This window comes from Pseudonocardia sp. CA-107938 (assembly GCF_050936315.1).
Taxonomy (GTDB): domain Bacteria; phylum Actinomycetota; class Actinomycetes; order Mycobacteriales; family Pseudonocardiaceae; genus Pseudonocardia.
The window spans coordinates 1,427,495-1,447,457 of record NZ_JBNJNA010000001.1; the positions used below are offsets into that span (position 1 = coordinate 1,427,495).

Consider the following 19,963-nt stretch of genomic DNA (forward strand, 5'->3'; position numbering starts at 1 on the left):
CTGCATGTCCCGACGCCGACGCCTCGTCGTCACGTTCGTCGCGGCGGCCACCGCCGTCGCGGTGGCCGGCTGCACCGCCGCCGGCTCCGGTCCGGCCGCGCCGGCCGCTCCCGGCACGAAGGCCGGCGGGCCCGTCGAGATCTGGAACTTCTACACCGACCGGGAGGCCCAGGTCTTCGAGTCGGTGGTGAAGGACTTCCAGGCCGCGCACCCCGAGATCCAGGTGACGGTCAAGGGCGGGCAGGACGACGAGCAGATGGGTCGGGCGGTGTCGGCGGGCGAGGGCCCCGATGTCGGCCTGTCGTACGACACGCTGGTCGTCGGCAACTCGTGCCGCACCGGCGCGTTCCGCGACCTCGCGCCGTACATCCAGCGCGACGGGGTCGACCTGAACAAGATCCCGGCGACCGTGCGGGCGTACACGGAGTTCGAGGGCAAGCGCTGCGCGATGCCGGCGCTCACCGACACGTACGGCCTCTACTACAACAAGGCGCTGCTGGGCGACCGGAAGCCGCCGAAGACGTGGAGCGAGCTCACCCAGCTCACGAAGGACCTGACGAAGTTCGCGCCGAACGGCGACATCGAGGTGGCCGGCTTCGTGCCGCTGCTGGGCTTCTACGAGAACCAGCCCTCCCGGTTCGGCCCCGGCGTCGAGGCGAAGTGGCTCGAGCCCGACGGCACGTCCGCGCTCGGCAGCGACCCGGGCTGGGCACAGTTCCTGACGTGGCAGAAGCAGCTCGTCGACTGGTACGGCTACGACAAGCTGCAGAAGTTCGTCGCCGGACTCGGCCAGGAGTACAGCGCCGACAACGCGTTCCAGACGGGCAAGGTCGCCATCAACATCGACGGCGAGTACCGCATCGCGTTCCTCAAGGACCAGGCCCCGAACCTGCAGTTCGGCACCGCGCCCGTCCCGGTGCCGGACGACAAGGCCGCCAACTACGGCGCCGGGTTCATCACCGGCAACATCATCGGCATCACGCGCAGCTCGAAGAACCCCGAGGCGGCGTGGGAGCTGGTCAAGTACCTGACCACGGACACCGGCGCGCTGGTCAAGCTCTCCAACGGCCTGCGCAACGTCCCGACCACGACCGACGCGCTCGCCTCGCCCGACCTGCAGGTCGGCCCCGAGTTCCAGACGTTCATCGACATCCTGCGGCACCCGAAGAGCTCGTCGACGCCGGCGACGGCCAACGGCAACGCGTACATCACGGCGTTCACCGACTGGGCGCAGACGTGGCAGAGCGGCAAGGTCGCCGACCTCGGTGCCGGACTGAAGGAGCTCGACGGCCAGATCGACGCGGCGCTGAAGCTCAACGGCTGATGCTGCGGAAGCTGCCGCCGGCCGGCGTGACCCGGGGGAGCCGGCTGCGCGAGTTCCGCACCGTCGCGAGCTTCATGGCGCCCGTGTGGCTGGGTCTGCTGATCTTCTTCGGCTACCCGCTCGTCGCGACGATCTGGTTCTCGCTCAACAAGTTCGACCTGTTCAGCGCGCCGCGCTGGTTCGGGCTGGGCAACTTCGCCTACATGCTCCAGGACGCGGACCTGCACCGGGCCGCCGCCAACACGCTGTGGTTGGTGGTGGTGCTGGTGCCGGTGAAGGTCGTCGCCGCGCTGGCGGTGGCGCTGCTGCTGGCGAAGCTGCGCCGATCGGCGTCGTTCTGGCGGACGGTGTTCTACCTGCCGGCGCTGATCCCGCCGGTGGCGGCGACCGTCGCGTTCGTCTTCCTGTTCAACCCCGGCACCGGCGCGGTCAACACCGTGCTGGGCTGGGTCGGGATCGAGGGCCCGCTGTGGTTCAACGACCCGTACCTCGCCAAGCCGTCGCTCGTGCTGCTGGCGGTGTGGGGCCTGGGCGACTGGATGATCATCCTGCTGGCGGCGGTGCTGGACGTGCCGCGGGAGCGCTACGAGGCCGCCGAGCTGGACGGCGCCGGGGCGTTCGCCCGGCTGCGGCACGTCACGCTGCCGGGGATCGCGCCGGTGCTGATGTTCTCCGCGCTCGTCGGGGTCATCCAGACGCTGCAGTTCTTCACCCAGGCCGCGGTGGCCGGGTCGGTGGCGTCCGGCAAGGCGACCGTCGGGCAGGGCCGGGGTGCTGCCTTCGGCTATCCCGACGGCTCGACGACGACGTTCCCGATGTGGCTCTACGAGGTCGGGTTCGGCCACTACACGCTGGGCTACGCGAGCGCGCTCGCGCTGGTGCTGTTCGCGTTCTCCCTGCTGTTCACGGTGCTGCTGCTGCGCCGCTTCAAGAGCTACGTCGCGGACGGGAGTGTGCAATGAGGGAGAAGGCGCTGGTGGCGATCGGGCGGCACGCGCTGCTCATCGCGCTGGGGATCATGGTCATGGCGCCGTTCGCGTTCGTGGCGCTCACCGCGTTCATGACCAACGAGCAGGCGTTGACCAGCAACCTGTGGCCGACGAGCTGGCACCCGGAGAACTTCGCGCAGGTCTTCGAGAAGGCCCCGCTGCTGCGCTTCATCGCCAACACGGTCATGTACGCGGGGTTGGGCACGCTGTTCATGCTGCTGTCGAGCGTTCCTGCGGCGTACGCGCTGGCGCGGATGCAGTGGAAGGGCCGGCAGCTCACGTTCGTCACGGTGCTGTGCGTGATGATGCTGCCGCCGCAGGTCACGATCGTGCCGATCTACCTGCTGTGGACGAACGCCGGGCTGGTCGGCACGATCTGGCCGCTCGTGCTGCCGATGCTGCTCGGCGACGCGTTCTCGATCTTCCTGCTGCGCCAGTTCCTGGTCACCATCCCCGTCGAGTACACCGACGCGGCGCGGGTGGACGGGTGCAGCGAGTGGCAGGTGCTGCGCAAGGTGGTCCTGCCGATGGCGCGGCCGGCGGTCGCGGCCGCCGCGATGTTCCAGTTCTTCTACTGCTGGAACGACTACTACGGCCCGCTCGTCTACACCAACCACGTGCAGGAGAACTGGACGCTCTCGCTCGGCCTGGCGACGTTCCGCAACCTCTACCAGGTGCAGTGGAACCTCGTCATGGCCGCGACGCTGGTCGTGCTCGTGCCCGTGCTGGTCGTGTTCTTCCTCGCCCAGAAGGCCTTCGTGCAGGGCGTGACGATGACAGGAGTGAAGGGTTGAAGATCGCGGTCGTCGGCGGCGGGTCGACGTACACACCGGAGCTGGTGGACGGGTTCGCCCGCCTCGGCCAGGTCGACGAGCTGGCGCTGGTCGACCCGGCAACCGACCGGCTGAGCCTGATCGGCCCGCTCGCCGAGCGGATCTTCGCCCGGCACGGCAGCCCCGTGAAGATCAGCTGGACGGCCGATCTCGACGAAGGCGCTTCCGACGCGTCGGTGGTGGTGATCCAGCTGCGGGTCGGCGGCCAGGAGGCCCGCATCTCCGACGAGACCATCCCGCTGGCCTGCGGCTGCATCGGGCAGGAGACGACCGGCGCAGGCGGGCTGGCCAAGGCGCTGCGCACGGTGCCGGTGGTCCGCGAGCTGGCGCAGCGGGCCGCGAAGGTGGCCGCGCCGGACGCGTGGATCGTCGACTTCACCAACCCCGTCGGCATCGTCACCCGCGCGCTGCTCGACGACGGGCACCGCGCCGTCGGGCTCTGCAACGTGGCGATCCACCTGGCCCGTCGGCTCGCCGTCATGCTCGACGTGGCGCCGGACCGGGTGGTGCTCGACCACATCGGGCTCAACCACCTGACGTGGGAGCGGGCCGTCGAGGTCGACGGCGTCGACCGGCTGCCGGAGCTGCTCGACCAGCGACTCGACGAGCTGGCGGCCGAGGTGGAGCTGCCGCCCGCGGTGCTCGCGCTGACCGGCACGGTGCCCTCCTACTACCTGCGCTACTTCTACGCGCACGACGCCGTGCTCGCCGAGCAGCGCGCCGGCGACGTGCGCGGTCGCACGGTCGCCGACATCGAAGCCGAGCTGCTGAAGCTCTACGCCGACCCGGCGCTCGACCGGAAGCCCGAGCTGCTCACCCAGCGCGGCGGGGCGTTCTACGCCGAGGCCGCGGTCGGGCTGATCGCGGCCCTGCACGGCCGGGAGGGGCTGCACTCCGCCAACGTCCGCAACGGCACGACGCTGCCGTTCCTGCCACCGGAGGCCGTCATCGAGACGACCAGCACCGTCGGACGCGACGGCGCGGTCCCGCGGCCCGCTGCGCCGCTACCGGCACTGCAGCGCGGCCTGGTCGCGCACGTCGCGGCGTACGAGGAGCTGGCGCTGGAGGCGGCCGTCCACGGCGGCCGCGAGCGGGTGCGGGCCGCGCTGCTCGCGCACCCCCTGATCGGGCAGTGGGACAAGGCCGAGCGGCTGACCGACGAGCTGCTCGCGGCGAATGCGCGGCACCTGCCGTGGGCTCGATGAGCTCGCTCTTCCTCGCGATCGACGGAGGCAACTCCAAGACCGACGTGGTGCTGGCCGACACCGGCGGCACCGTGCACGGGCACGCGCGTGGGCCGGGCAGCTCGCCGCACCACCTCGGCCTGGCCGGCTCGATCGAACTGCTCGACGAGCTGGTGGGGAAGGCGGTCGGTGGTCAGGCGCTGCCCGTCGAGCGGGTGGAGCTGTTCCTCGCCGGCGCCGACCTGCCCGCCGAGGTGGCGGCGTTGACGAAGGCGGTGACGGCCCGCGGTTGGGCGCGGCACTGCGCCGTCGACAACGACACGTTCGCGCTGCTGCGGGCCGGCGTCGAGAGCGCCGGCACCGGGGCGGTGGCGGTCGTCTGCGGCGCAGGCATCAACTGCGTCGGGCGCACCGGTGACGGGCGCTCGGTGCGGTTCCCGTCGCTCGGGGAGATCACGGGGGACTGGGGCGGGGGCCACCACCTCGCCCAGCTCGCGCTGTGGCACGCCGCCCGCGGTGAGGACGGGCGCGGCCCCGCCACCGCGCTGACCGCCGCCGTTGCGGCGCACTTCGGACGAGCGACGGTCGAGGACGTCGGCATCGGCATCCACCTCGGAGAGATCCCGCCGAGGCGCGTCGACGAGCTGACGCGCGTCCTGTTCGCCGTCGCAGCCGGCGACGCCGTCGCGCAGCGCGTCCTCGACGAGCAGGCCGACGAGATCGTGGCCTACGTTCGGGTCGCGGTGACCCGCCTCGACCTCGCCACCACAGCGCTGCCCGTGGTGCTCGGCGGCGGGGTCCTGCGCGGCGGCTGGGACCAGCTCGGCCCGCGCATCACCGCCGGCGTGACGGCGGTGGCCCCGCGCGCCCGCCTCACGTTCGTCGACGACCCACCGGTCGTGGGCGCGGCCCTCTCGGCACTGGACGCACTGGGCGCCCCGGAGTCGGCCTACCCGGTCCTCCGCGCAGCCGTCCGGGAGGCCGCAGCCTGACCCGGGCTACTGCTCCGCCGCCCACCTGTGCAGCTCGGCCACGGCCTCGTCGTGGCTCAGGGGGCCGCGCTCCATGCGCAGCGCCAGCAGGTGCTTGTACGCCTTGCCGACCAGCGGGCCCGGCGGGATGCCGAGCAGCTGCATGATCTCGTTGCCGTCGAGGTCGGGGCGGATGGAGTCGAGCTCCTCCTGCGCCCGCAGCGCCGCGATCCGCTCCTCCAGCGAGTCGTAGCTGCGCTGCAGGGCGGCCGCGCGGCGGCGGTTGCGGGTGGTGCAGTCGGAGCGGACGAGCTTGTGCAGCCGGTCCAGCAGCGGCCCGGCGTCGGTGACGTAGCGGCGCACCGCCGAGTCCGTCCACTCGCCGTTGCCGTAGCCGTGGAAGCGCAGGTGCAGGAACACCAGCTGCGACACGTCGTCGACGATCGCCTTCGGGTACCGCAGCTCGCGCAGCCGCTTGCGCACCATCTTCGCGCCGACCACCTCGTGGTGGTGGAAGCTCACCCGCCCGTCCGGCTCCTTGCGGCGGGTGTCGGGCTTGCCGATGTCGTGCAGCAGCGCGGCGAGGCGCAGCACCAGGTCCGGCCCGTCCGTCTCCCGGTCGATGGCCTGCTCCAGCACGACCAGCGAGTGCGTGTAGACGTCCTTGTGCTGCATGTGCTCGTCGATCGCCAGGCGCATCGCCGGCACCTCTGGCAGCACGTCGGCGGCCAGCCCGGTGTCGACCATCAGCTCGATCGCCCGGCGCGGGTGCGCCCCGAGGATGAGCTTCGACAGCTCGGCCTGGACGCGCTCGCGGGTGATCCGGGCGATCTGGTCGGCCATGTCGGTCATCGCGGCGACGACGCGGGCGGCCGGCGTGAAGCCCAGCTGGGAGACGAACCGCGCGGCCCGCAGCATGCGCAGCGGATCGTCGGCGAACGACTCCTGCGGCGTGGCCGGGGTGTCCAGGGTGCCGGCGGCCAGCGCGGCGAGCCCCCCGAACGGGTCGACGAACCGGTGCCGCCCGTCACCGGACAGCTCCACCGCCATCGCGTTGACGGTGAAGTCGCGGCGCAGCAGGTCGTCCTCGACGGTGTCGCCGAACGCGACGATCGGGTTGCGCGACACGCGGTCGTAGGCGTCGGAGCGGAACGTCGTGATCTCGACGGGGTGGCCGCCGCGCCGGGTGCCGACGGTGCCGAACGCGATCCCGGTGTCCCAGATCGGGCCGCCGCGCGCCTTCAGCAGCGCCACGATCTGCTCGGGACGGGCGTCGGTGGTGAAGTCCAGATCGCTCACCGGCCGCTGCAGCAATGCGTCGCGCACGCTGCCGCCCACGAGGTACAGCCGGTGCCCCGCCGCGGCGAACTCGGCCGCGAGCTCCTCGGCGACCGGCGGCACCGCGATCATCTGCACCACCGCATTCTGCTGGGCGAGGTGCAGATCGGGGTCGACGGGCGGGGCGGGAACTGCGGCAGACACGAGGATCCAGTCTAGTCGCAGGTACCGCCCCGCTTCGACGCGATACCCGCGACGCGCCGGCGCCTGCCCGGCCGTGCAGGCCGGACCGGCCGCGCCCGTCGGTCCCGGAGCTGGGACCCGTGCACGGCTACCATCGACACATGTCGACCTCGCGCAGCCGCTCGGGTGGGCGCCGCGCGGGCCGATCGCACGATCGTCGACGGCGGCTGCGCACCGTCGACGAGACGTCGGCAGGCGGGCTCGTCGTCGACCACTCCTCCGGTGCCGCCGCCGTCATCGGCCGCCTCGACCGGCGCGGACGGCTCCTGTGGTCGCTCCCGAAGGGGCACATCGAGGAGGGCGAGACCGCTGAGCAGGCGGCGGTGCGCGAGGTCGAGGAGGAGACCGGCATCATCGGCTCCGTGGTCGCGCCACTGGGCACCATCGACTTCTGGTTCGTCGCCGAGGACCGGCGCGTGCACAAGACCGTGCACCACTTCCTCCTGCGGGCGCTGGGCGGCGAGCTCTCCGACGACGACATCGAGGTGGCCGAGGTGGCGTGGGTGCCGCTCGACCAGCTCGAGTCGCGGCTGGCGTACGCCGACGAGCGTCGGCTGATCCGCCGCGCCACCGAGCTCCTGGAGGACTCCGCGTGAAACCGGTCGCGGCCATGGTCGCGACCGCGGTGCTGATGCTTGCGGGCCTCATGGGTCCGTTCGGGGGAACCGGTGCCGCGGCTGCCGCAGCCGCTCCGGCGGTCGATCGGGTGCCGGGCGTGTCGTTGCGCCTGGACCTCACCGACATGACGCCGCGGGTCGTCACCGCCACCGGGCCGGACACCCTCACGATCGTCGGGAACCTGGTCAACACCGGCGACGAGCCGGTCGAGCAGCTGCGCGCGCGGGTGCAGCGCAGCAACCCGCTCACCACCGAGGGCGGCATCCGCGACGCCCTGGACGGGAACGCCGCCACCGACGCCGTCACCCCACAGTTCCAGCCGATCGCGGACGCGCTGGCGCCGGGCGCGTCGATCCCGGTGCGGTTGTCGGTGCCGTTGCGCGGCGCCCCCACCGACGGTCTCGCGCTGAGCCAGACCGGGGTGCACGAGATCCTCGTGAACGTCAACGCGGCGCCGGTGGGAGGGCAGCGGGCCAGGGTGGCCGCGGTGCGGATGCTGCTGCCCGTGCAGTCACTACCGGCCGATGCCACCGGCGGGCGCGTCGGCAGCACGGTGCCCGCGGCCGCGATCCCGTTCTCGATGCTGTACCCGATCAGCGACCGCCCGCACCGCCTCTCCACCGTCCCGGGACAGCGCACCCTGCTCGCCGACGACTCGCTCGCCACGTCGTTCGCGGCAGGTGGTCGGCTGAACGGGCTGGTCTCGGCGATCGCCGAGCAGGCGCCGCCGAACTCGCCGCTGCGCGTCGCCACGTGCCTGGCGATCGATCCCGACCTCGTCGACACGGCGGCCGCCATGCGCGACGGATACGACGTGCGGCAGCCGGACGACACGGTCCGCCCGGGCACGGGCTCCGACGCCGCCCGGCGCTGGCTCGAGCAGCTCGGCGTGATCGCGCGCGGTGGCTGCGTCATCGCCCTCCCCTACGCCGACGCCGATCTCGTCGCGCTCACGAGGGGCGGGCTGGGCGCCGCGGCCAGTCAGGCCATCACCGACGGGCGCGAGGCCCTCACCGAGCCGGGCCTGCTCGACATCCCGTCGGCGTTGCCGCCGGTCACCTGGCCGGCCGACGGCGCGATCGACGAGCCCACCCTCGGTGCGATCACGAAGGCGGGGGATCGGGCGCTGGTCCTCTCGGCGGACGCGGTCGAGCAGGGCCGCACCCGGCAGAGCAACGGGCTGGTCGGCATCGCCGGCACCGACCGGTACGCGCTGCTGACCGACCCGCTGCTGACCGCTGCGGCGCGGGCGCCGCAGCCACCGGTGGCCGGGGTCGGCATCGGGGAGGCAGCGGCCACGACGTCACCGACCGGGACGAGCTCCCCGCTCGCCACGCAGGACACGATCGGCACGCTGGCGTTCCGCGTCCTCTCCGCAGGTCGGGGCCCCACCACCAGCAGCCCGATGGTGCTCGCGCCGCCGCGGCAGTGGTCGGCGGAGGGCAACGGCGCTCGTGCGCTGCTCACCACCGCCGAGCGGCTCATGGAGCAGGGCGGGCTCGTCCCGCGCGGCCTCGTGGACGTGCTGCGGACCGGCCCGGCCGCCGGAGCCGACGAGCGGGCGCTGGACTACCCGACCGCGGCCGCCGACCGCGAGATCCCGGGCTCGGCCGTCGACGCGATCCGCGAGGCCGGCGAGGGTCTCGCCGACCTCGTCTCGGCCGCTGACGAGCACGAACCCGGCACGGTCGGCGTCGGGCCGGAGGAGGCGTTCACGCCGGTGCGCCGCGAACTGGTGCGACCGGCGTCGGCTGCGCTGCGCGGCGCCCCGGTCGATGCGGACGCGGCCGCCCGGCAGGGCCGCGACCGCATCGACGAGCTGCGCGACCTCGTCTCCGTGGTGGAGCCGCCCATCCCGTTCTCGCTCGGCACCTCCGACGCACCGCTGCCGCTCACCGTGGTCAACGGCCTGCCGGTGCCGATCCGGGTGCGCGTCGAGCTCTCCCCGACGGCGGGTCTCCAGGTGGCCCCGATCGCGGAGCAGCGCATCCCGCCGCTGGGCCGCCGGCAGCTCTCCGTCAACGCGAAGGTGACCAGGTCCGGCCAGTTCACGGTGGACGCGTGGGTGATCACTCCCGGGGGACAGCAGCTCGGCACGCCGAGTCGGCTCAAGGTGGTGTCCACCGCCTACGGCACCATCACCCTATGGCTGACGGCGACAGCGGGCGCGCTCCTGGTGGCCCTGGTGGCCCGCCGCGTCATCCGCCGCCGCCGTGGCGACCCGGACCACCCGCACGGCCCGGACCTGCCCCCGGACCCCCCTTCGGACCCCCCGCCGGGCCCGTCGGACCGCCCCCCGGACCCCCGCCGGGGCCCCGTCCCGGACCGCCTGCCGGACCTCCCGCAGGACCCCCTCGCCGTCCCCCGGCCCCCGGCCGCGGCCCCGACGGACCCGTTCCCCCGCCCGGGCCCAGGCGCCCACCCCGGCCCGTCCCGGAGTCCGATCCCCGGGCGATGACGGCGCCGATCGGGCCACCGATCGGCGGTCCGGTCCGCCGGTTCTACACCGAGCCGGTCACGGAGATCTTCCCGACGCTGCAGATCGCGTCGTCCGTCCCGCGCAAGGAGGACGGCTCGATCGGTCGTTCCAGCGGGATGATGGCGATCGCGAACCTGGTGAGCCGCATCACCGGGTTCCTGCGGCAGATCGTGCTGTTCGCGGTGCTGGGTGCCACGGTGCTCAACGACTCGTACACGGTGTCGAACACGCTGCCCAACATCGTCTACGAGTTCCTGATCGGCGGCGTGCTGTCCAGCGTGATGATCCCGCTGCTGGTGCGCGCCCAGAACGAGGACGCCGACGGCGGGGAGCGCTACACGCGCCGCCTGTTCACCCTCGCCGGCGCCGCACTGCTCGTCGCGACGGCGTTGTCGATGCTGGCCGCACCGCTCCTGACCAGCCTGTACGTGTCGCCGAGCGGCAACCGTGAACTCGCCACGGCGTTCGCGTACCTGCTGTTGCCGCAGATCCTCTTCTACGGGCTCGGCGCGCTGATGGGAGCGCTGCTCAACACCAAGGGCTCGTTCGGCGCGTTCGCCTGGGCACCCGTGCTCAACAACATCGTCGTGCTCGGCGTGTTGGGCGTCTACCTGGCCGTGCCGGGGGAGATCAGCCTCGATCCGGTGCGCATGGGCGACGCGAAGCTGCTGGTCCTCGGCTTGGGCACGACCCTGGGCATCGTCGCGCAGACGGTGGTGCTGCTCCCGGCGATGCGGAGGTCCGGTTTCCGGTTCCGGCCCGTGTGGGGCTGGGACCCGCGGATGTCCGCGACCGGCGGGCTCGCGCTCTGGGCGATCGCGTACGTGCTGATCGGCGCGATCGGCCTGAACGTGACCACGCAGGTGGCGACGGCGGCCGACGGCGGCTCGTACGTCGTCTACGCGAACTCGTGGCTGCTGCTGCAGGTGCCCTACGGCGTGCTGGGCGTCTCGCTGCTCACGGCGCTGATGCCGCGGATGAGCCGGGCCGCCGCCGAGGGCCGCACGTCGGCGGTGCTGGACGACCTGAGCCTGGGCAGCCGGCTGTCCATCGTGTTCCTGCTGCCCCTCGCCGCGCTGTTCACCGCGTTCGGCCCCGCCATCGGGGTGGCCCTGTTCGGGCTGCGCTCGTCCGGCATCGAGGGCGCGCAGCAGATCGGGCTGGCGCTGGCCTGCTCGGCGTTCGGCCTGGTGCCGTACGCGATCACGCTGCTGCAGCTGCGCGTCTTCTACGCGCTGACCGACAGCCGCACCCCGGCCCTGATCCAGCTGTTCACCGTTCTGGTGAAGGTGCCGCTGCTCCTGCTCTGCCCGGCGCTGCTGCCGCCGGAGGAGGTCGTGCTGGGGCTGGTCGCCGCGAACGGGCTGTCGTTCGTAGCCGGTGCTGTGGTCGGGCAGGTGCTCCTGCGCAGGCGGCTGGGGAGCGTGCGCAGCGCCGAGGTGGCGAGCACCGGCTGGCGCACGCTGGTCGCGGCCGGGGTGGCTGCAGCGGTCGCCCGCGGCGCCGTCCTGCTCGCCGGGCCGATGAACGCCGTGTCGCCGCTGGCCGGGGCATGGATCCAGGTCGTGCTCGGCTGCATCGTCTGGCTCCCCCTCACCGTCGTCGGTCTGCGGCTGCTGCAGGTCGCCGAACTGGAGCCCGTGACGCGGCGACTCGCCGGGCTCGCCGGACGTTTCAAACCTCGACGCGGCGGGGACCGGTGACGGTAGGCTCGACCCGCGGTGGGGCCGAGGCGGGGAGGCGGAGCGGTGAGTGAGCTGGTGAGCCCGCCGTCCGACGCCGCGCTCCCCCAGGACCCCGGCCCCGACACCCAGCCCAGCACGTCGCCGGTCGTTCCGGCGCAGGCCGGAGCGGTCGAACCGCGAACCACCGGCACCACCGCCGGCACCGTGTTCGCCGGGCGCTACCGCCTCACCACGCGCGTCGGCACCGATCCCGCGGCCGGGGCGGAGTTCTGGCAGGCCGTCGACACCGTGCTGCGCCGCGACGTCGCCGTCACCGTGCTGCGCCGGCTCGGGCTCGACTCGGCAGGCGCCGACCCGGGCTGGAGCGACCGGGCCGAGGAGATGGTCAGCCGGGCGCTGCGCTCCGGCTCGTTCGAGCACCGCGGCTGCGCCCGCCTACTCGACGTGCTCACCCCGGACGCCGCGGCACTGCCGAACGACGTGCTGGGCGTCGCCGTCACCGAGTGGGTGCCGGGCCGCAGCCTCGCCGAGGCCGTCTCGGCCGGGCTGCTGCGCCCGCTCACCGCCGCCCGCGCCCTCGTGCCGCTGGCCGGTGCCGCCGAGGCCGCCCACGTGCACGGGCTGGTGCTGGGCTGCGACCACCCGCAACGCATCCGCATCACCCCGGACGGCCGGGCCCAGGTCGGGTTCGCCATGCCCCGGCCGGAGACCACCCCGGCCGACGACGTCCGCGGCCTCGGCGCCGTCCTCTACGCGCTGCTCACCGCGCAGTGGCCGCTGAGCCGCTCCGACGCCGCCCGCGCCGGGCTCGACTCCGCCCGCCGCGACGCCACCGACGTGCCCGTCCCGCCGTCCACGCAGCGGCCCGGCGTGCCAGTCGAGCTCGACACCATCGCCGCGGGCACGCTGGGCCCCGAGACCGCGACCGGCCACGTGCACACCGCTGCCTCGGTGCGGGCGCTGCTCGACCAGGTGGTCGAGGAGGACGACCGGATCGCGCTCTTCCCGCCCGTCCGCGACGGGGTGCCCGCCGAGCCGGGCGACGTCTGGCAGGAGGGCGGCAAGCGCCCCGCAGCGGATCCACGACGGCGGCGCAAGCTGGCGCTCGGGCTCGTCGCGCTCGGCGTAGCGGTCGTGGCGGTGCTCGGTTTCGTCGGCTCGCACGTCGTGTCGATGTTCACCACCGGCAACCCGGCGATCGTCGTGCCCGGCCCGGTGGCGAACGCCGATCCGCAGCCGTCCGGCCCCCAGCCCGCCGGTGTGCGCCCCCTCGACGCCGAGGTCTACGACAAGGCCGGCGACGGCGACAACCGTGACCAGGCCTCCCGTGTGGTCGACCGCGATCCGAACAGCGCCTGGCGAACCGCCGACTACAAGCAGCAGTTCCCCGCCTTCAAGCCCGGCATCGGGGTGGTGGTGTCGTTCGAGTCGGCCGTGCAGCTGGCCGACCTGACGATCGACTCGCCGAGCGCCGGCACCGTCGTGGAGATCCGTTCCATCCCCTCCGTCGACGCGCCGATCGAGCAGACGACAGTCATCGGTTCGGCCACCCTGCGGGCCGACGCGACCCAGATCGCGCTGCCCAACAGCCAGCCGGTCACGCACGTCCTGGTGTGGATCACGAAGCTGTCCGGCCCTGGCGGCGAGCTCAACGCCCAGATCAACGAGATCACGTTCCACCGGGCGGGCGGTTAGCCGGCCAGTTCTCCGGAACGCCCACGGCGGCGGTGACCGCCGTCCTACGCTCCGGCGGTGACCCAGCCGGTGCCCACCGACGCGGAGCTGATGGTCGCGCACCAGGCGGGTGACCGCGCCGCGTTCGGGCTGCTGGTGAACCGGCACGCGCGGAAGATGTGGAGCGTCGCCGTACGCACGCTGGGCAACGCGGAGGACGCCGACGACGCCGTGCAGGAGGCGCTCGAGGCGGCCTTCAAGCGGGCTGGGTCGTTCCGCGGCCGGTCAGCGGTGAGCACCTGGCTGCACCGGATCGTCGTCAACGCGTGCATCGACCGGATGCGTCACGACCGCGTCCGGCGCACGGTGCCTCTGCCCGACGCCGAACCGCAAGCGGCACGGCGCATCGATCCGGCGGCGGAGCTGGCCACCCGGCTGGCCGTGGACGCTGCGCTGGCCGAGCTGTCCGTGGACCACCGGATCGCGGTCGTGCTCGTCGACATGGAGGGCTGGTCGGTCGCCGACGCCGCGCAGATCCTGGACGTGCGACCGGGCACGGTGAAGAGTCGGTGCGCGCGCGGTCGGGCGAAGCTGGCCGTGCTGCTCGGACACCTGCGGGAGGAGGCCGGATGACCGCCGAACCCGACGACCTCCTCGCGAAACTGGCCGAGCTCGACGAAGGACTCGTCGACGGCGAGGAGGCCGGCCCCGCGGAATTGCTCGCCCGGCGGGCGGAGCTGGCCGCCGAGCCCGGCCACGCGGCGGCCGTCGACGCGCTCGCCGCAACCCGGGCGGACCTGGCCGCCGTACCTCCTGTCCCGCTGCCGGCCGCCACGGCGGATCGCTGGTCGGCGCTGGTCGAGGAGCTGCACGACCAGCCGGACACGCCGCGGTGGCGGCTGCCGGTGGTCCTCACCGCGGTGGCGGCCGCGCTCGTGGTCGTCGCGATCGTGGCGGGCGCGCTCGTCGCCCCCGCCCGTCCCACGGTCTCGGCCGTGCAACTCGCCGGCGCGGCGCTCGCGACGCAGGACGTGTTCGACGTCGGCGAGCTGGCCGACCCGGACCGTCGCGCGGAGTGCCTGGCGGCCGTCGCGCCAGAGGTACGGCCGACGGCGAAGCTCATCGGTGGCCGCCAGGTGGTCTACGAGGGTCGCCCCGCCACACTGTTGTTGCTGGGTACGGGACAGCTCGGCCGGTTCACGGCCGCGGTCGTCGAGGACGGCTGCCGCAGACTCCTCACTCAGCGCGACGTCCCCTGAGACACCCGTCACCCACACGGCACGCCCCCAGGGGCGACTGGAATGTCCGCGCCTGGAATCGTGTTGACGTGGGCGGATACGACGAGAGGACGGCAGACCAGTGACCACCGATCAGGTGCGCAAGGTCATCATCATCGGCTCGGGCCCCGCGGGTTACACGGCCGCCGTGTATGCGGCCCGCGCGCAGCTGCAGCCGCTCGTGTTCGAGGGCACCCAGTTCGGTGGCGCCCTGATGACCACCACCGAGGTGGAGAACTACCCCGGCTTCACCGACGGCATCATGGGCCCCGAGCTCATGGAGCAGATGCGCAACCAGGCCACCCGGTTCGGCGCCGAGCTGCGGGCCGAGGACGTCGAGGAGGTCTCCCTCGAAGGACCGGTCAAGACGGTCGTGGCCAACGGCGTCACGTACCGCGCGCACGCGGTCATCCTCGCCATGGGCGCGGCTGCCCGCTACCTGAACGTGCCCGGCGAGCAGACGCTCCTCGGCCGCGGCGTCAGTGCCTGTGCCACCTGCGACGGGTTCTTCTTCCGCGGCAAGGACATCGCCGTCATCGGCGGCGGCGACTCCGCCATGGAGGAGGCCACCTTCCTCACCCGCTTCGCCGACTCCGTGACGATCGTCCACCGGCGCGACGAGTTCCGCGCGTCGAAGATCATGCTGGAGCGCGCGCAGAACGACCCGAAGATCAAGTGGGTCACCAACGCCGAGGTCGTCGAGGTGCTCGGCGAGGGCTCGGTCAACGGCTTGCGGCTGCGCGACACGCAGACCGGCGATGAGCGCGTGCTCGACGTGAGCGGCATGTTCGTCGCGATCGGCCACGACCCGCGCAGCGGGCTGGTCAAGGGCCAGGTCACCACCGACTCCGACGGGTACGTGCAGGTCAGCGCGCCCAGCACGCACACCGGGGTCGACGGCGTGTTCGCCTGTGGTGACCTCGTCGACCACACCTACCGGCAGGCCATCACCGCGGCCGGCTCCGGCTGCGCTGCCGCGATCGACGCCGAGCGGTGGCTCGCCGAGGCGGAGATCCCCACCGAGCTCGTCGGCGGCGGCTACGCCACCGCCACCGCCTGAACCATCACCGAGGAACGGAGACCCTGACATGGGTGCCAACACCGTCGACGTCACCGACGCCACCTTCGCGTCGGACGTCATCAACAGCGAGAAGACCGTCGTGGTCGACTTCTGGGCCACCTGGTGCGGCCCGTGCAAGATGGTCGCCCCGGTGCTGGACGAGATCGCGGGGGAGCACAAGGACAAGATCACCGTCGCGAAGCTGGACATCGACGCGAACCAGCAGACGGCCCAGCAGTACCAGGTGATGTCCATCCCCACGATGATCGTCTTCCAGAACGGCCAGCCCGTGAAGCAGATCGTGGGCGCGCGCCCGAAGGCCGCGCTGCTCAACGACCTCGCCGACTACCTCGGCTGATCTGCGTCGACCTGAGCGTTGACCCGTTCGATGCCCCGGATCGTCCCCCGATCCGGGGCATCGACGTGTCCGGGTGGGTGAGCGGGCACGTGCTATCACGTGCCGAACACGCGCGAACACGGCCCGCTGCCCCTCGGTCGGGGTACGGCAGTGCACAATACGAGCTGCCCAGGCACCACCCGATGGTGCGCCGACGACGAGCGAGCGACGAGCGAGGGGTGCATGCAGCTGCGCCACGGTGACAGCGGTCCCGCAGTCCTCGACATCCGCTCGCGGCTGCGCGAGTTCGCCCTCCTCGCCGCCACTCCGGCCGGCGACGAGACGCTGTTCGACGCCGACGTCGAGCACGCGGTGCGCGCGTTCCAACAGGAGCGCGGGCTCATCACCGACGGCATCGTCGGCCCGTCCACCTACCGGGCGCTGCGCGACGCGGGCTGGAAGCTCGGCGACCGCATGCTCGCCCTGATGATCTCCGCGCCGATGAGCGGCGACGACGTCGTCGCGCTGCAGGAGCGGCTACTCGAGCTGGGCTTCGACCCCGGCCGCCCGGGCGGGGTGTTCGACGAGCAGACCGAGCGCGCCCTGCAGCGCTTCCAGCGCGAGTACGGCCTCACGCCCGACGGCCTGTGCGGGCCGGCGACGCTGCGCTCGCTGCGCCAGCTGGGCCGGAAGGTCACCGGCGGGCGCCCGCGACTGCTCCGCGAGGAGGAGGTCCTGCGCGAGGCCGGACCGCGGTTGCGCGGCAAGCGCATCGTCGTCGATCCCGGTCACGGCGGCCCGGACCGCGGCGTCGTCGCCGCCGGCGTGGCCGAGGCCGACCTCATGTGGGACCTGGCCCGCCGCATCGTCGGCCGGATGACGGCCACCGGCATGGACGCGATGCTGTCGCGGCAGGAGCACACCTGCCCGTCCGAGCCGGAGCGCGCGGCGTTCGCCAACAACGCCAACGCCGACCTCGTGCTCTCGCTGCACACCGATGCCAACCACTCGCTGCACGCACAAGGGCTGGCCACGTTCCACTTCGGGAACGGGTCCGGCGCCACGTCCACGGTCGGTGAGGCGCTCGCCGGGCTGATCCAGCGCGAGCTGCTCATCCGCACTGCGATGCTGGACTGCCGCACCCAGGGGCGCACCTGGGAACTCCTGCGGCTCACGCGCATGCCGACCGTGCGGGTCGAGGTCGGCTACCTGTCACACCTCGGCGACCGGCGCCGGCTCCTCGACCCCGCGTTCCGAGACGTCGTTGCCGAGGGCATCCTCGTCGGAGTCAAGCGGCTGTACCTGCTCGGCCAGAACGACCAGCCGACCGGCACCTTCACCTACGCCGACGTGCTCGCCTACGAGATGGAGCGCGGCGGCGCGCAGGCCATCTGAGCCCCGCCGCACGTCATCGTCCGGCCGCGGGCGGGCGCTCCGGCCCGGCTCGGTATACCCGGCACGGGCGAGGCCTGCATCGGGATCGTGATCGTGCCGAGCAGCTGCTCCAGCGCGGCCTCGACGTCCTCCTTCCACGTGAGGCCCGAGCGCAGCTCCATGCGCAGCCGGGGCCACCGCGGGTGCGGCCGGATCGTCTTGAAGCCGACACCGCGCAGGAAGTCGGCCGGCACCAGGCAGCTCGGCTCGGCCGGCCGCTGCTCGCCGAACACCTCGATCGCCTTCACCCCGCGCCGGGTGAGGTCCTTCACGACCGCCTGGGCGAGCATGCGCCCGAGGCCCTCCCGGGCGAACTCGGGCATCACCTGCATGGTGGTCAGCAGGACCGCGTCAGCGCTCACCGGACCGGTCGGCATCTCAGCAGCGCGCGGCACCGCGGACGGCGGGGCGTAGATGACGTAGCCCGCCGGCGCGCCGTCCATGTAGGCCACCCGGCCGCACGAACCCCACTCCAGCAGGACCTCGGAGACCCAGGCCTCCTTCTCCAGCTCGGTGGAGCCGAAGTCGGCGGCGTGTGCGCCGAGGTTCTCGGAGAGCTCCCAGAAGACGCAGCGCCGGCACCGTTTGGGCAGATCGTCCAAATTGTCCAGCGTGAGAGCAGCCATGTGCCAGGACAACATCAACCTCCGGCGGCTATCCCACGCAGACCCCGAACTCCACCCAGCATCGACGCCAGGACCTTCGACGATAGATCGAACCGGACGACATGGACAGCCCGCGTGCTGCGACCGGCGTCTCATTCACGACGAAGGGCTGGTCGTTCCCCCGTCCTGGTTACACTCGATCGAATTCATCGCCCCCAGACTCCCCGGGAGACAGCGTGTTCGAACCGCGCCCGCCCGCCGCCCAGAACGACCGCTCGCCCGCGGTCCCGGCAGCAGAGCGGTTCGCGGCACGCACGGCAGGCATGACGGCGTCGGAGATCCGGGCGCTGTTCGCGGTCGCCAGCCGACCCGAGGTGGTGTCACTCGCCGGCGGCATGCCCAACCTCGCCGCGCTCCCGCTCGACGCCCTCGCCCTCGAGGTCGCCGACCTCGTCGCGCGCGAGGGACAGGTGGCCCTCCAGTACGGGTCCGCCCAGGGCGTTCCGCACCTGCGCGAGCAGATCTGCGAGGTGATGGCCGCCGAGGGCATCCGCGCCGATCCCGACGACGTCGTCGTCACCGTCGGCTCGCAGATGGCGCTGGACCTCGTCACACGGATCTACTGCGACCCCGGCGACGTCGTGCTCGCCGAAGGACCGTCCTACGTCGGGGCGCTCGGCAGCTTCGCCGCGTACCAGGCGCGTGTGGTCCACGTGGCGATGGACGAGCACGGGCTGGTACCGGAGCTCCTGAGCGACACGCTGCGCGCTCTCGCGGCCCAGGGCGTGGTGCCCAAGTTCCTCTACACGATCCCGAACTTCCACAACCCCGCCGGCGTCACGATGGCCGTCGAGCGGCGGGTCGAGGTGCTGGAGATCTGCGCGCGCCACGGCGTCGCCGTCGTCGAGGACAACCCGTACGGGCTGCTCGGTTTCAGCGGCCGCACCTACCCGGCGCTGCGCTCGATGGACCGCGACGTCGTCTACCTCGGCTCGTTCTCCAAGACGTTCGCATCCGGGCTGCGGGTCGGGTGGGCGCTCGTCCCGCCGGCCGTGCGCGACCGGCTCGTGCTCGCCGCCGAGTCGGCGACGCTCTGCCCACCGTCGTTCAACCAGATGCTCGTGTCCCGCTACCTCGGCGGCCACGACTGGCGCAGCCAGGTCAAGACCTTCACCGAGGCCTACCGCGAGCGCCGCGACGCGATGCTCGCCGCCCTGGAGACCTACCTCCCCGACGGCTGCACGTGGAACGTCCCGGACGGCGGCTTCTACGTCTGGCTGACCGTGCCCGAGGGCGTCGACACGAAGGCGATGCTGCCCCGCGCGGTCACCGCCCGCGTCGCGTACGCGTCCGGCACCGGCTTCTACGCCGACGGGTTCGGCAGCCGGCAGCTCCGCCTGTCGTACTGCTACCCGACACCGGAGCGCATCACCGAGGGCGTCCGCCGGCTCGGACGAGTGCTGGAGGCAGAGCTCGACGTCGTCCGCACGTTCGGCGCGTCGGCCCGCCCCGCGCTACGGCCTGGGCCGCAGACGCCGTCGCCGCACACGCCGTAGGTGTTTCACGTGAAACGGGCTGCGGCGGCGCTGTGGGTCGCCGACGAGTGACCGGCCCGTCGACGGGTATGTGTGCCGGCGCGGCGTGTTTCACGTGAAACGGGCGGCGGATGGGTGTGGTTGTGGGCTGGCGGCGACTGCGCGGTCGGCAGCGTCGGCACATGCACGGACAACCTCAGCCTGCCCCGCGACGCCCGGGCACTCCGAGCTGGAGGTCGTCCCACGCGCGGTGCTTGTTCGTGCCCCCTGCACGCGACGGACGGGATCCGAGCCCAGGCCCGGTGGGGAGCGGGAACCGGACCGCACAGTCGCGTACAGGTCGAGGCACGCGGCACAGGGCGCCTCGCAAGCAGCGGACGCGTCGGACAACATCGGCCGCACACACCTCGCACGAGGTCGAACCTCTGCGACGTGCG

The 19,963-nt window shown here is 72.7% G+C and carries 17 protein-coding genes; 15 read left to right on the forward strand and 2 right to left on the reverse strand.

What is annotated here, in order from left to right; translation table 11 throughout:
* Positions 1-4 precede the first annotated feature (4 nt).
* Genes ACQEVB_RS07130 through ACQEVB_RS07150 form a run of 5 tightly spaced genes read left to right on the forward strand, consistent with a single transcriptional unit; the run spans position 5 to position 5,322 of the window.
* A complete protein-coding gene (locus tag ACQEVB_RS07130; protein WP_432966670.1) occupies positions 5-1,324 on the forward strand; it encodes an extracellular solute-binding protein in 1,320 nt (439 codons plus the stop codon).
* Positions 1,324-2,286, forward strand: coding sequence for a carbohydrate ABC transporter permease (locus tag ACQEVB_RS07135; protein WP_432966672.1), 963 nt, complete (start codon positions 1,324-1,326; stop codon positions 2,284-2,286). Before ACQEVB_RS07130 ends, ACQEVB_RS07135 begins: the two co-directional genes overlap by 1 nt.
* Positions 2,283-3,107, forward strand: a complete 825-nt coding sequence (locus ACQEVB_RS07140) for a carbohydrate ABC transporter permease (protein WP_432966674.1) — start codon at positions 2,283-2,285, stop codon at positions 3,105-3,107. The genes ACQEVB_RS07135 and ACQEVB_RS07140 overlap by 4 nt, the downstream gene beginning before the upstream one ends.
* A complete protein-coding gene (locus ACQEVB_RS07145) occupies positions 3,104-4,351 on the forward strand; it encodes a 6-phospho-beta-glucosidase (protein WP_432966676.1) in 1,248 nt (415 codons plus the stop codon). Before ACQEVB_RS07140 ends, ACQEVB_RS07145 begins: the two co-directional genes overlap by 4 nt.
* Positions 4,348-5,322, forward strand: coding sequence for an N-acetylglucosamine kinase (locus ACQEVB_RS07150; protein ID WP_432966678.1), 975 nt, complete (start codon positions 4,348-4,350; stop codon positions 5,320-5,322). The genes ACQEVB_RS07145 and ACQEVB_RS07150 overlap by 4 nt, the downstream gene beginning before the upstream one ends.
* 6 nt (positions 5,323-5,328) lie before the next feature.
* Here ACQEVB_RS07150 and ACQEVB_RS07155 read toward each other — a convergent pair whose 3' ends face one another.
* A complete protein-coding gene (locus ACQEVB_RS07155; RefSeq protein WP_432966680.1) occupies positions 5,329-6,783 on the reverse strand; it encodes a CCA tRNA nucleotidyltransferase in 1,455 nt (484 codons plus the stop codon).
* Between the two features lie 140 nt (positions 6,784-6,923).
* On the opposite strand from ACQEVB_RS07155, the gene ACQEVB_RS07160 reads away from it, so the two are divergent.
* The 9 genes from ACQEVB_RS07160 (at position 6,924) to ACQEVB_RS07200 (ending at position 17,347) form a co-directional block, all read left to right on the forward strand.
* Complete coding sequence (locus ACQEVB_RS07160) at positions 6,924-7,418, forward strand: NUDIX hydrolase (protein ID WP_432966682.1); 495 nt, start codon at positions 6,924-6,926, stop codon at positions 7,416-7,418.
* Positions 7,415-9,898, forward strand: coding sequence for a DUF6049 family protein (locus ACQEVB_RS07165; RefSeq protein WP_432966684.1), 2,484 nt, complete (start codon positions 7,415-7,417; stop codon positions 9,896-9,898). Before ACQEVB_RS07160 ends, ACQEVB_RS07165 begins: the two co-directional genes overlap by 4 nt.
* A complete protein-coding gene (gene murJ, locus ACQEVB_RS07170; RefSeq protein WP_432966686.1) occupies positions 9,895-11,622 on the forward strand; it encodes a murein biosynthesis integral membrane protein MurJ in 1,728 nt (575 codons plus the stop codon). The genes ACQEVB_RS07165 and murJ overlap by 4 nt, the downstream gene beginning before the upstream one ends.
* 45 nt (positions 11,623-11,667) lie before the next feature.
* Positions 11,668-13,299 carry a protein kinase family protein gene (locus tag ACQEVB_RS07175; RefSeq protein WP_432966688.1) on the forward strand — a complete coding sequence of 544 codons (1,632 nt, stop codon included), beginning with the start codon at positions 11,668-11,670 and terminating at the stop codon, positions 13,297-13,299.
* A 57-nt stretch (positions 13,300-13,356) separates the two neighbouring features.
* Complete coding sequence (gene sigM, locus ACQEVB_RS07180; RefSeq protein WP_432966690.1) at positions 13,357-13,911, forward strand: RNA polymerase sigma factor SigM; 555 nt, start codon at positions 13,357-13,359, stop codon at positions 13,909-13,911.
* Complete coding sequence (locus ACQEVB_RS07185; RefSeq protein ID WP_432966692.1) at positions 13,908-14,537, forward strand: hypothetical protein; 630 nt, start codon at positions 13,908-13,910, stop codon at positions 14,535-14,537. Before sigM ends, ACQEVB_RS07185 begins: the two co-directional genes overlap by 4 nt.
* Before the next feature lie 100 nt (positions 14,538-14,637).
* Positions 14,638-15,615, forward strand: coding sequence for a thioredoxin-disulfide reductase (trxB, locus tag ACQEVB_RS07190; protein WP_432966694.1), 978 nt, complete (start codon positions 14,638-14,640; stop codon positions 15,613-15,615).
* 28 nt (positions 15,616-15,643) lie between these two features.
* Positions 15,644-15,973: a thioredoxin gene (trxA, locus tag ACQEVB_RS07195; RefSeq protein WP_432966696.1), complete on the forward strand. Its 330-nt coding sequence runs from the start codon at positions 15,644-15,646 to the stop codon at positions 15,971-15,973.
* A 222-nt stretch (positions 15,974-16,195) separates the two neighbouring features.
* Positions 16,196-17,347 (forward strand): N-acetylmuramoyl-L-alanine amidase, encoded by a 1,152-nt coding sequence (locus ACQEVB_RS07200; protein ID WP_432966698.1) that lies wholly within the window; start codon positions 16,196-16,198, stop codon positions 17,345-17,347.
* On the opposite strand, the gene ACQEVB_RS07205 is transcribed toward ACQEVB_RS07200, so the two are convergent.
* The gene (locus tag ACQEVB_RS07205) at positions 17,311-18,024 is read right to left on the reverse strand and encodes a GNAT family N-acetyltransferase (RefSeq protein ID WP_432980194.1); all 714 of its coding nucleotides are present in this window, start codon (positions 18,022-18,024) and stop codon (positions 17,311-17,313) included. The genes ACQEVB_RS07200 and ACQEVB_RS07205 overlap by 37 nt on opposite strands.
* A gap of 203 nt (positions 18,025-18,227) precedes the next feature.
* Between ACQEVB_RS07205 and ACQEVB_RS07210 the strand changes: the two genes are divergently transcribed.
* Positions 18,228-19,547, forward strand: coding sequence for a PLP-dependent aminotransferase family protein (locus ACQEVB_RS07210; protein WP_432966700.1), 1,320 nt, complete (start codon positions 18,228-18,230; stop codon positions 19,545-19,547).
* Positions 19,548-19,963 lie beyond the last annotated feature (416 nt).